Below are 12,107 nucleotides of genomic sequence, written 5' to 3'. Positions count from 1 at the left end.
TCCGGCCGTAGTCGTCAACAAGGGTTCCTAGCGGCGCAGCAACCCCGCCACGCGGCGGGTGACGGGGGTGAACTCGGGCAGCTTGAGCAGGGCCAGCAGCCCGAACGGCACGGCGATCCCGAGCAGTCCCTGGATCGGCAGTTTCACCCACGCGGTGGCAACCTCGCCGAGCGAAGCGGGCACGGCGTAGCCGGCGAGGACCGCGGCCAGCACCCCGAGCCCGCTCGCGCCCAGCGTGATGAGCCCGACCCGCAGCGACCGGCGGCTGCGCAGGTGCCCGAGCCGGACCCACAGCCAGACCTGGCCGAGCACGGCGCCGACGACGAACCCCGCGCCGTTGACCAGCATGACGCCGTAGACGACGTGCTCGCCGTCGAGCAGCCCGTGGCACAGGAACAGCAGCGGGATCTTGACCGCGGTCATCACGAGCATGATGAGCGTCGGCGTCCGGGCGTCCTTCATCGCGTAGAACACCCGCAGCTGCAGCATCACCAGCGCGTACGGCAGCAACCCGACCGCGGAGACGGCGAGGGTCTGGCCGAGCCGCCCGGCGTCCTCGATGGTGCCGCGGCCCCAGGTGAAGATCGCGATGCCGATCGGCGTGCCGACGACGGCCAGCGCCGCGGAGATCGGCACGAACAGCACCGTGGAGATGCGGGAGGCGAGCGAGAGGTCGCCGACGAGCCCCGCGGTGTCGCCGTCGGCGGCGGCCCGGCTCATCCGCGGCATCAGCGCGGTCAGCAGCGAGACGCCGAGGATGCCGTACGGCAACTGGAAGAGCAGCGACGCGTAGCTGTAGGCGGTGACCCCGCCGCCGGTGCCGCCGGTCAGCACGCGGGTGGTGATGACGAACCCGACGTGGCTCACCACGACGTACCCGAGGATCCACGCGGCGAGCCCGCCGAACTCCTTCATCCGCGGGTCGAAACCCCAGCGCCAGCGGAACCGGAAGCCGGTGCGCAGCAGCGCCGGGATCAGCACGAGTGCCTGCACGACGATGCCGAGCGTGGTGCCGAGGCCCAGCACGAGCAGCTTCGGATCGCCCATCCGCGCCGGGTTGACCGTCAGCTCCCCCGGCATCAGCGCGAACGCGACCAGGGTGGCGGTGACGACGACGTTGTTCAGCACCGGTGCCCAGGCCGGCGGGCCGAACACGTTCTGGGCGTTGAGGATGGCCGACATCAGCGCGAACAGGCCGTAGAACAGGATCTGCGGCAGCAGCAGGTAGGCCAGCGCGGTGGTCAGCCCGGGATTGGCGTCCGCTGACGATTTGTCGACGTAGAGCGCGGTGAACAGCGGGGCGATGGCCACCGCGACCGCTGTCCCGACGGTGAGCAGCACCAGCGCCATCGTGAGCAGCCGCTGGGTGTAGGCGCGGCCGCCGTCGCCGTCGTCCTGCGAGCGGACCAGCAGCGGCACCACGACGCTGGCCAGCACACCGCCGAAGAGCAGCTCGAACACGATGTTCGGCAGGGTGTTGGCGACGGTGAAGGAGTCGTTGACGATCCCCGTCCCGACCACCACGGCCAGCAGCAGCTTGGCGACGAAGCCGGTGATCCGGCTGACGGTCGAGGCGATCGCCATCCGCCCGCTCGAGCGGGCCAGGGACGACCCGGCGCCTTCGCCGCGGCCGGCGGACACCGGCGAGGCGGGTGGCCTCGCGACGATCTGCGTGGCGAACTCGTCGTACGGCCGCCGCGAGACGTCGAGGTCACGGGTCGGCCAGTGCGGGCCGCGAAAATCACTGGGGAGGAAGACGGTCGCTTCCTCGTCCCCCGGCTTCGTGGCCGGGGGGTCCTGATCCGCCATGTGACCACACTGCCAGGTCAGGGCGGTGGACGGGTACGGCGGTGGTCACCGAACGTGCGAGCGAACGCCGCGACGCTGCGTGACAGCGCGCCTGGGCTCAGGCGGCGAGCGTGATCTCCAGCGCGGCACGGCCGGCTTCGGTCAGCTCGGCGGGGACGCGGCCGACGGCGCCGTCGGCGGCGGGCTGCACGTAGCCGCCGTGGGCCAGGGCGTGCGCGGTCATCTGATCGCAACAAGCGAATCCGTCGACGAAGAGGTCGGGTTCGCAGCTGCACGACATTTCAGCGCGTCCGGCTGCCACCGCCCTCAGCATCGCCATCGCGCGGTGGGTGAGCTCGACTCCTGAACCGGACACCGGACTGCCTTTCTGCTCCGTGAACCTACTACTACGAGTCATCGTCCATTGGGCCAATTGTGTTAGCTACGGCACTAGGACGTTTACTAGAGCTCGGAGGTTCCGGCCAGTCGGAGTTCCAGAGTCTGGGCCCACTCACGCACGATCTGGCGACGGCGCCGCGTGTCGTCGGTCAGCAGGTTCGCCAGGCCCAGGCCACGGGCAAGATCGAGAGTGGCCTGGACCAGCTCACGGACCCCGGTCCGCGACTCGTCGACGCTCAGCAGTTCGACGGTCACCCGATGGGCTTCCCGGCCGACCCGGGCCTCCAGCGGCACCAGCACGTCCCGCAGCGTCTCGTCGGTCGCCGCGACCGCCCAGAGCTGCAACGCGGCCCGGAACAGCGGCCCGGTGTACAGGTTCAGTACCATCTCGACGACCCGCTCGATGCGCGACGAGCCGCTCGGCAGGTCGGCCGCCTGGGCGCGCAGCTCGTCGATCTGCGCCTCGCCCAGGAGGTCGACCGCCGCCGCGACGAGCGTCTCCCGCGTCGGGAAGTGGTGCTGCGCGGCGCCCCGGGAGACGCCCGCGCGTTCGGCGATCACGGCGACCGTGACCCCGTGCCAGCCGCGCTCGCCGAAGCTGTCGAGCGCGGCCTCGATGAGCCGCCGCCGCGTGGTGCGGCTGCGTTCCTGCTGCGGTTCGCGGAGCATGGCCTAGGCCGGGTCGACCCAGAAGTCGAGCTGCAGGTCTTCCTCGGTCCCGCCGATGCGGTACTTCGCGAAGTCCGTGACGCCCGCGGCGCGCAGGACCTCGTCGTCGAGGAAGAAGTTCCCGGTGGTCTCGCGGCTCGGCTTGGTGAGGATCGCGTAGGCGGCGTCGGCCATGATCTCCGGTGTGCGGCTGCGGTCGGCCAGCTCGGCGCCGACGACGTTGCGGATCGCCGCGGTGTCGATCGTGGTGCGCGGCCACAGCGAGTTGACCGCGACGCCGTCTTTTCGCAGTTCCGCCGCGAGGCCGACGGTCACCAGGCTCATCGAGTACTTCGCGATGCTGTAGGCGAGGTGGCCGGCGGTGAACCACTTCTCGTCGAGGCTGATCGGCGGCGACAGCGTCAGGATGTGCGCGTTGGCCGAGGCCCGCAGGTGCGGGATGGCCAGCTTCGACAGCAGGAACGTGCCGCGCGCGTTGATGTCCTGCATCAGGTCGTAGCGCTTCATGCTGACCTGTTCGGTCGGCGTCAGGTCGATCGCGCTGGCGTTGTTCACGACGATGTCGATGCCGCCGAACTGCTCGACGGTCTTGGCCACCGCCGCCGCGACACCGTCGTCGTCGCGGACGTCGCCGAGGATCGGCAGCGCGTGGCCGCCGGCCTTCTCGATGGCCTCCGCGGCGGTGTAGATCGTGCCGGGCAGCTTCGGGTGCGGCTCGGCGGTCTTGGCGAGCAACGCGACGTTGGCGCCGTCCTTGGCCGCCCGGAGCGCGATCGCCTCGCCGATGCCGCGGCTGCCGCCGGACATGATGATGGTCTTGCCGTCCAAAGTGGACATGTCGACCCTCCTAGTAGGACTTGGGCAGGCCGAGACTGTGCTGGCCGACGAAGTTGAGCACCATCTCGCGGCTGACCGGGGCGATCCGGCCCAGCCGGACGGCGGTGACCAGCGTGCCGAGGCCGTACTCGGTGGCCAGGCCGTTGCCGCCGTGGGTCTGCACGGCCTGGTCGGTGGCGCGGATGGCGACCTCGGCGGCGGCGTACTTGGCCATGTTGGCCGACTCCCCCGCGCCGAAGTCGTCACCCGAGTCGTAGAGCGAAGCGGCCTTCTGGGTCATCAGCTTGGCCAGTTCCAGCTCGACCTTGATCTCGGCCAGCGGGTGCGCGAGGCCCTGGTGGGCGCCGATCGGCGTGCCCCAGACCTGGCGCTGGTTGGCGTAGGAGACGGCCTTGGCCAGCGCGTACCGGGCGATGCCGAGGGAGAACGACGCGCCCATGATGCGTTCCGGGTTGAGGCCGGCGAACAGCTGCGCGATCGCCGCGTCCTCCTCGCCGACGAGCGCTTCGGCGGGCAGGTGGACGTCGTCGAGGAACAGCGAGAACTGGTTCTCCGGCGAGACGATGTCCATCGGGATCTTGGTGTACTCGAACCCGGCGGTGCCCGTCGGCAGGATGAACAGCGCGGGCTTGAGCCTGCCGGTCTTGGAGTCCTCCATGCGGCCGACGACGAGCACGGCGTCCGCCTCGTCGACGCCGGAGATGTAGACCTTGCGTCCACCGAGGACCCAGCCGTCGCCGTCGCGCTTGGCGGTGGTGGTGATCTTGTGCGAGTTCGACCCGGCGTCCGGCTCGGTGATCGCGAAGACCATCCGCTTGCTGCCGTCGGCGATGCCCGGCAGCCACTGCTTCTTCTGCTCTTCGGTGCCGAAGCGGGAGATCACGGTGCCGCAGATCGCCGGCGAGACGACCATGAGCAGCAACGGCGAGCCCGCGGCGGCCAGCTCTTCGAGCACCGCGGCGAGGTCGGCGATGCCCGCGCCACCGCCGCCGTACTCCTCGGGGATGTTGACCCCGAGGTAGCCTAGGCGGCCGGCTTCGTCCCACAGCTCGTGGGTCTTCTCGTCGGCGCGGGCCTTCTTGGCGTAGTACTCGTGCCCGTACTTGGCGCCCAGCTCGGCGACGGCCTTGCGGAGCGCGACCCGCTCCTCCGGCTCGCTGAAGTTCATCGCGTTCATGCTTCGTCTCCTACCACCGCGAGGATCATGCCCACTTCGACCTGCTGTCCGACCGTCACCGGCAGTTCCGTCACCACACCGTCGGCGGGGGCGGCGATCCGGTGTTCCATCTTCATCGCCTCGAGCCACAGCAACGGATCGCCCGCCTTGACCGGGTCCCCGGCCTGCACGGCCAGCCGGACGACGGTGCCCGGCATCGGCGCGACCAGTGATCCCGCGGCCAGCGCGGCGTCCGGGTCGGCGAACCGCGGGGCCACCGTCAGCGCGACCGAACCCAGCGCGGAGTCCACATAGGACACACCGTCGTGCCGGGCGACGTCGAAGGTGCGCCGCACCCCCGCGACGTCCAAGACGACCCGGCCGGGCTCGGCGCTGACCAGCTCGGCGTCGTAACCCTCGGCCTGCAACCCGTCTCGGCCGAGCGAATAGACGATCTCGTACTCGCGATCGCCGATAGAGAAGAGCTTGCGCTGCCCGGCCGAGCGGACGTTGCGCCAGCCGCTGGGCAGCCGTCCCTGCGTCCGCGCCCCGGCCCGGTTCGTCGCGGCCTCCGCCAGCGCGGCGGCCAGTGCGGAGAGGCGCTCCGTGTCCACAGTGGCCAGCGGTGCGGCCAGGGTGTCCAGGCCGTGCCGGTCGAAGAACGCGGTGTCGGTCTCCCCGGCCAGGAAGGCGTCGTGGCGAAGGATGTTGACGAGCAGGTCGCGGTTGGTGACGACGCCGTGGATCTTCGTCGCGGCCAGGGCCTTGGCAAGCCGCCGGGCCGCCTCCGCGCGGGTCGGCGCCCAGGTGATCACCTTGGCCAGCATCGGGTCGTAGTGGACGCCGACGACCGAGCCGCTCACGAAGCCGGAGTCCAGCCGCAGCCCTGGGCCGTGGGTGAAGGACCGGTCCACATCGGGCACCTCGAAGGTGTGCAGCGTGCCGCTCTGCGGCTGCCAGTTCGCGGCCCCGTTTTGAATTATCACGGTCTCGGCGTAGAGCCGGACCTCGATCGAGTGGCCCACCGTCGGCGGCGGGTCGGCGGGCAGCCGTTCCCCGTCGGCGACACGCAGTTGCAGCGCCACCAGGTCCAGCCCCGTGACGTTCTCGGTGACCGGGTGCTCGACCTGCAGCCGGGTGTTCATTTCGAGGAAGTAGAACCGCCCGTCCGGCCCCGCCAGGAACTCGACGGTGCCCGCGCCGACGTAGTCGATCGCCTGGGCCGCCTTGCGGGCGGCGTCGAACAGCTCCGCGCGCATGGCGTCGTCGACGAACGGCGAGGGCGCCTCCTCGACGACCTTCTGGTGCCGACGCTGGATAGAGCACTCCCGCTCCCCCACCGCCCACACCGTGCCGTGCCGGTCGGCCAGCACCTGGACCTCGATGTGCCGCCCGGTCTCCAGGTAGCGCTCGCAGAACACCGTCGGGTCGCCGAACGCCGACCCGGCTTCCGCGCTCGCGCCTTCCACGGCCTCGGCCAGCTCGTCGAGAGAGCGGACCACGCGCATCCCGCGGCCCCCACCCCCGGCGGACGCCTTGACCAGCAGCGGAAGATCAGCGTCGGTCACCGACGCCGGGTTCAGTTCGGACAGCACCGGCACGCCCGCCGCGGCCATCAGCCGCTTCGACTCCACTTTGGAGCCCATCGTCTCGATGGCCTCCGGCGGCGGCCCGACCCAGGTCAGCCCGGCGTCGAGGACGGCACGCGCGAACGCGGCGTTCTCCGACAGGAAGCCGTAACCGGGGTGGACGGCGTCGGCCCCGGTGTCCGCCGCGGCCTTCACCAGCAGTTCGGCGCGCAGGTACGTCTCGGACGGCGCGTTGCCGGGCAGCCGGACGGCCGCGTCGGCTTCGAGGGTGTGGGGCGCGGCGGCATCGGCGTCGGAGAACACAGCGACCGTGCCGATCCCGGCGTCGCGGCAACTGCGGAAGACGCGGCGGGCGATCTCGCCGCGGTTGGCGACCAGCAGGTTCTGGATCATCGCTCACTCACATCCGGAAGACGCCGAAGCCCTCGGCGCCCTTCACTGGTCCATTGTGGATCGCGGACAGGCTCAGCCCCAGCACGGTGCGGGTGTCGCGCGGGTCGATGATGCCGTCGTCGTAGAGCATGCCGGAGAGGAACATCGGCATCGACTCGGCTTCGATCTGGCCTTCCACCATGGCGCGCATGGCCTTGTCGTTTTCCTCGCTGTACTCCTGGCCACGCGCCTCGGTGGCCGCGCGGGCCACGATGGACAGCACGCCGGCCAGCTGCGCCGGGCCCATCACCGCGGACTTCGCACTCGGCCAGGCGAACAGGAATCGGGGATCGTAGGCGCGGCCGCACATCCCGTAGTGCCCGGCGCCGTAGGACGCTCCCATGAGGACGGACAGGTGCGGCACCTTCGAGTTCGACACGGCGTTGATCATCATCGCGCCGTGCTTGATGATGCCGCTCTGCTCGTACTCCTTGCCGACCATGTACCCGGTCGTGTTGTGCAGGAACACCAGCGGCGTGTGGATCTGGTTGGCCAGCTGGATGAACTGCGCGGCCTTCTGCGACTCCTCGCCGAACAGCACACCCTGCGCGTTGGCGAGCACACCGACCGGGTAGCCGTGGATGCTCGCCCAGCCCGTCACCAGACTCGGCCCGTACAACGGCTTGAACTCGTCGAAGTCGGAGCCGTCGACGACGCGGGCGATCACCTCGCGCGGGTCGAACGGCACCTTGAGGTCGGTCGGCACGATGCCGAGCAGGTCGTCGGCGTCGTACACCGGCTCGGCGTAGTCCGGCTTCGGTGTCGGACCCTGTTTCGTCCAGTTGAGACGTTTGATGATGTTGCGGCCCAGGCGGATCGCGTCCTGCTCGTCGACGGCGAGGTAGTCGGCCAGGCCCGAGGTCCGCGCGTGCATCTCGGCGCCGCCCAGCGACTCGTCGTCGGACTCCTCACCGGTGGCCATCTTGACCAGCGGCGGCCCGCCGAGGAACACCTTCGCGCGTTCCTTGACCATCACGACGTAGTCCGACATGCCCGGCAGGTACGCGCCACCGGCGGTCGAGTTGCCGAAGACCAGCGCGACCGTCGGGCAGCCCGCGGCGGACGCCCGCGTGATGTCGCGGAAGATCCGGCCGCCCGGGATGAAGATCTCCTTCTGCGTCGGCAGGTCCGCGCCGCCGGACTCGACGAGGTTGATCGTCGGCAGCCGGTTCTGCGCGGCGATGTCCGCCGCCCGGTAGGACTTCTTGGCCGTCCACGGGTTGCTCGCGCCGCCCTTGACCGTCGGGTCGCTGGCCGAGACGAGGCACTCGACACCCTCGACGACACCGATCCCGGTGACAAGGCTCGCGCCGACGCGGTAGTCGCTGCCCCAGGCCGCCAGCGGCGAGAGCTCCAGGAACGGCGAGTCCTCGTCGAGCAGCAGCTCGATCCGCTCGCGGGCGAGCAGCTTGCCGCGCTTGCGGTGCCGCTCGACGTACTTCTCACCGCCGCCCGCGACGGCCTTGGCCTGCTCGGTGTCGATCTCGGCGAGCTTCTCCAGCATCGCCTCGCGGTTCGCGCCGAACTCGGCGGCCCGCGTGTCCACTGTGGACCTCAGGGTGGTCATGAGGTGTATCCCAATCGCTTCGCGGCCAGGCCGGTGAGGATCTCGTTGGTGCCGCCGCCGATGCCGAGGATCCGGACGTCGCGGTAGTGCCGCTCCACTTCGGCCTCGCGCATGTACCCGAGCCCGCCGTGCAGCTGGACGGCCTCGTTGACCACCCATTCGGCGGCCTCGACGGCGGTGTTCTTGGCGAAGCAGGCTTCGGCGATGACCTCTTCACCCGAGACGTGCCGGATCGCGGCCTGCCGGGCGTAGGTCCTCGCGACGTCCACGCGGCGGGCCATCTCGGTCACCTTGTGCTGCACGAGCTGCCGCGAGATCAGCGGACGGCCGAACGTCTCGCGCAGCCGGCACCAGTCGAGTGTCAGGTCGAGCGCGCGCTGGGCGTGCGCATACGCCTGCACCGCAAGGGAAAGCCGTTCGGTGACGAACTGGGTGGCCACCTGGGCGAAGCCGCTGTTCTCGGCGCCGACGAGGTTCTCGACCGGCACCCGGACGTCCACGTAGGACAGTTCGGCGGTGTCGGAGCAGAGCCAGCCCATCTTCTCGAGCTTGCGGGAGACGGTGAACCCGGGTGTCCCGCGCTCGACGACGATCAGCGACAGCCCGTGGGCGCCCTCACCGCCGGTGCGCACGACGGTCGTCACGAAGTCCGCGCGGCAGCCGGACGTGATGTACGTCTTGGCTCCGTTGATGACGTACTCGTCGCCCTCACGCACCGCCGTCGTCCGGATTCCGGCGACGTCCGAGCCACCGTCCGGCTCGGTGACGGCCAGCGAGCCGATCTTGTCTCCGGCCAGGGTCGGGCGCACCCAGCGTTCGATCTGGACGGGGTCGGCGGCCTCGGCGATGTGCGGGACGGCGATGCCGCAGGTGAACAGCGACGCGAAGAGCCCGCCGGAGCCGCCCGCGTAGTGCATCTCCTCGGCGACGACGAGCGCGTCGAGGTAGTTGCCGTCGCCCCCGCCGATCTCCTCGGGGAACGCCACGCCGAGCAGGCCCAGGTCGCCGGCCTTGCGGTGCAGGTCGCGCGGCAGCTCACCGGCGCGTTCCCAGTCGTCGAGGTGCGGCAGGACCTCCTGCTCGACGAACCGGCGGACCGTCTTGCGCAGCTCCGCCCGCTCGGGCGTCCGGAAGGGGTCGGTCACAGGAGCACCTCGGGGATGTCGATTTCGCGGGACCGCAGCCACTCGCCGAAGGCCTTGGCCTGCGGGTCGAACCGCGCCTGCGAGGCGACACCCTCACCGAGGATGCCCTCGACGACGAAGTTCACCGCCCGCAGGTTCGGCAGCAGGTGGCGCGTCACCGGCAGGTCCGCCGTCTCGGGCAACAGCAGCTTGAATTCGGCGACGGTCAGCCGGTGCACCAGCCACCGCCAGGCCTCTTCCGACCGCACCCAGACGCCGAGGTTGGCGTTGCCGCCCTTGTCACCGCTGCGCGCACCGACGACGCTGCCGAGCGGCGCCCGCCGCACCGGACCGTGGTCCAGCGGTTCCGGCAGCGCGGGCTCGTCCACATCGGACAAGTCCCGAGTGGACGCCGAAGGCGCTATGTCGACCCGCATCCCGTCCGGCAGCACGGCGATGTGCGGCACCGTCCTGGCGTCCACATAGGCCGCGGTGTAGACGCCGTAGGGCGAGGCATCCGACGGCGGGGCCGTCACGTGGAAGCCGGGGTAGCTGGCCAGCGCGAGTTCGACCGCGGCGCTGGTGAACGCCCGTCCGGCGACCTTCGGGTCGGCGTCCTTGACCGCGACATGCAGCAGCGCGCTCGCGGTCTGCTCGGTGTCGGCGTCGACGTGGTCGGTCCGGGCCAGCGTCCACGTGACGTCGGCGGGCGGCCGGTCCTTGAGCGCGCCTTCGAGTTGTTCCCGCACCAGCGCGGCTTTCGCCTCGATGTCGAGTCCGGTGAGGACGAACGTCGTCTCGTTGCGGAACCCGCCGAGCTTGTTGAGCGCGACCTTGAGCGTCGGCGGCGGGGCCTCGCCGCGGACGCCGGAGATCCGCACGCGGTCCGGTCCGTCCTGGCTCAGGGAAAGCGTGTCGAACCGTGTGGTGACGTCCGGCCCGGCGTAGCGCGCGCCGGTGATTTCGTAGAGCAGCTGGGCGGTGACCGTGCCGGTGGTGACCACTCCCCCGGTGCCCGGGTGCTTGGTGATCACGCTGGAGCCGTCGGCCTCGATCTCGGCGATCGGGAAGCCGGGCAGGCCCAGGGAGTGCTCGGTGAAGAAGGCGTAGTTGCCGCCGGTGGCCTGCGCGCCGCATTCGATGACGTGCCCGGCCGCGACGGCGCCGGCGAGCGCGTCGTAGTCGTCGCGGGCCCAGCCGAAGTGCGCGGCGGCCGGGCCGACGATCACCGAGGCGTCGGTGACGCGCCCGGTGACGACGACATCGGCCCCCGCGTTCAGGCACTCCGCGATGCCCCACCCGCCGAGATAGGCGTTGGCGGTCAACGGTTTCCCGAGATCCAGCTCGTCGGCGCGGGCGACCAGGTCGTCGCCTTCGACGTGCGCGATCTTGACGTCGACACCGAGCTTGTCGGCCAGCTCCCGCAGGGCCTGGGCCAGCCCGGCCGGGTTGAGCCCGCCCGCGTTCGCCACGATCTTGACGCCGTTCTCGCGCGCCAGCTCGAGGTTCTCCTCCATTTGGCGGAGGAACGTCTTGGCGTACCCGCGGTTCGGGTCCTTCAGCCGGTCGCGGCCGAGGATGAGCATGGTCAGCTCGGCCAGGTAGTCGCCGGTCAGGACGTCCAAGGGGCCGCCGGTGAGCATCTCGCGCACGGCGGAGAAGCGGTCACCGTAGAAGCCGGACGCGTTGCCGATCCGCAAGGCCGTCATGCGAACTGCCCCGCTTCCCGGCCGGACCCCGGAGGTCCGGCGAAAGCCTGCGCGATGGTCAGCCATTCCTCGACGTCGGGGCCCTGCGCCACGAGGTCGGTGTCGGCCGGGTGCCGCCGCTGGGTGATGACCAGGCAGAAGTCCACGGCACTGCCGGTGAGCCTCTGCTCGGCGTCCTCGGGCCCGAACGTCCAGGTGACGCCGTCCGGTGCGGCCAGCTCGACGCGGAACTCCTCGGCCGGCGGCGCGAGGGAGTTGAGCAGGTAGGCGAAGTCGCGGGTGCGCGTGCCGAAGCGCGCGATGTGCCAGAGCCGTGCGGTGGGCTCGCGGCGCAGGCCCAGCGCGTCGTGGACGTCCTGACCGTGGGCCCAGGTCTCCATCAGGCGGGCCGTGACCATGGAGGCCGCGCTCATCGGCGGGCCGTACCAGGGCAGCTTCTGCCCGTCGGGCACCGCGGCGAGGGCCTCGGCCAGCCGCGCCCGCCCGGCGCGCCAGCGTTCGAGCAGCTCGTCAGGGGGCAGTTCGGCGCCTTCGGCCGCGGCCTCGTCGACGTAGTGCTCGCCGGCGGTGAGCAGGCTTTCGACCTCGGCCTGCCAGTCCTCCGGATGGGCCGCGGCGATCAGGGCCTTCTCGTCGGTCCAGGTCAGGTGCGCGATCTGGTGCGCGATCGTCCACCCCGCCGCCGGTGTTTCCAGTGCCCAGCCGGACGCGGGCAGGTCCGCCACCACGTCGTCGAGTGTCTGTGATTCAGCGTCGAGATCCCCGAGGATCACGCCGAGGTCCGCCATCGCCGCCTCCTTGCGTACTGGCGCCCAGCGTGGCACCGGCCCCCAGAAA

10 protein-coding genes are annotated in these 12,107 nt (G+C 70.8%); all 10 read right to left on the bottom strand.

What is annotated here, in order from left to right; translation table 11 throughout:
* Window positions 1-27: 27 nt before the first annotated feature.
* The gene (gene murJ / locus ACIOD2_RS30565; protein WP_400545469.1) at window positions 28-1,809 is read right to left on the bottom strand and encodes a murein biosynthesis integral membrane protein MurJ; all 1,782 of its coding nucleotides are present in this window, start codon (window positions 1,807-1,809) and stop codon (window positions 28-30) included.
* Window positions 1,810-1,906: 97 nt separating this feature from the next.
* A complete protein-coding gene (locus tag ACIOD2_RS30560) occupies window positions 1,907-2,206 on the bottom strand; it encodes a hypothetical protein (protein WP_400546204.1) in 300 nt (99 codons plus the stop codon).
* Between the two features lie 44 nt (window positions 2,207-2,250).
* Window positions 2,251-2,856, bottom strand: coding sequence for a TetR/AcrR family transcriptional regulator (locus ACIOD2_RS30555; protein WP_400545466.1), 606 nt, complete (start codon window positions 2,854-2,856; stop codon window positions 2,251-2,253).
* A gap of 3 nt (window positions 2,857-2,859) precedes the next feature.
* The gene (locus ACIOD2_RS30550; protein WP_400545463.1) at window positions 2,860-3,693 is read right to left on the bottom strand and encodes an SDR family oxidoreductase; all 834 of its coding nucleotides are present in this window, start codon (window positions 3,691-3,693) and stop codon (window positions 2,860-2,862) included.
* A 10-nt stretch (window positions 3,694-3,703) separates the two neighbouring features.
* Window positions 3,704-4,870, bottom strand: coding sequence for an acyl-CoA dehydrogenase family protein (locus tag ACIOD2_RS30545; RefSeq protein ID WP_400545460.1), 1,167 nt, complete (start codon window positions 4,868-4,870; stop codon window positions 3,704-3,706).
* Window positions 4,867-6,831, bottom strand: coding sequence for an acetyl/propionyl/methylcrotonyl-CoA carboxylase subunit alpha (locus ACIOD2_RS30540; protein ID WP_400545457.1), 1,965 nt, complete (start codon window positions 6,829-6,831; stop codon window positions 4,867-4,869). Before ACIOD2_RS30540 ends, ACIOD2_RS30545 begins: the two co-directional genes overlap by 4 nt.
* Window positions 6,832-6,838: 7 nt before the next feature.
* Complete coding sequence (locus tag ACIOD2_RS30535) at window positions 6,839-8,437, bottom strand: acyl-CoA carboxylase subunit beta (protein WP_400545454.1); 1,599 nt, start codon at window positions 8,435-8,437, stop codon at window positions 6,839-6,841.
* Complete coding sequence (locus ACIOD2_RS30530) at window positions 8,434-9,582, bottom strand: acyl-CoA dehydrogenase family protein (protein WP_400545451.1); 1,149 nt, start codon at window positions 9,580-9,582, stop codon at window positions 8,434-8,436. The genes ACIOD2_RS30535 and ACIOD2_RS30530 overlap by 4 nt, the downstream gene beginning before the upstream one ends.
* Complete coding sequence (locus ACIOD2_RS30525) at window positions 9,579-11,270, bottom strand: acyclic terpene utilization AtuA family protein (protein ID WP_400545448.1); 1,692 nt, start codon at window positions 11,268-11,270, stop codon at window positions 9,579-9,581. Before ACIOD2_RS30525 ends, ACIOD2_RS30530 begins: the two co-directional genes overlap by 4 nt.
* On the bottom strand, window positions 11,267-12,058 hold the full coding sequence (locus ACIOD2_RS30520; RefSeq protein ID WP_400545445.1) for a TIGR03084 family metal-binding protein: 792 nt from the start codon (window positions 12,056-12,058) through the stop codon (window positions 11,267-11,269). The genes ACIOD2_RS30525 and ACIOD2_RS30520 overlap by 4 nt, the downstream gene beginning before the upstream one ends.
* Window positions 12,059-12,107 lie beyond the last annotated feature (49 nt).

The sequence above is a fragment of the Amycolatopsis sp. NPDC088138 genome, from assembly GCF_044741685.1.
In the GTDB taxonomy this organism is placed as follows: Bacteria; Actinomycetota; Actinomycetes; order Mycobacteriales; family Pseudonocardiaceae; genus Amycolatopsis.
Note: the sequence above shows the minus strand (reverse complement) of the source record. Positions and strands in the feature narration are given on the sequence as shown.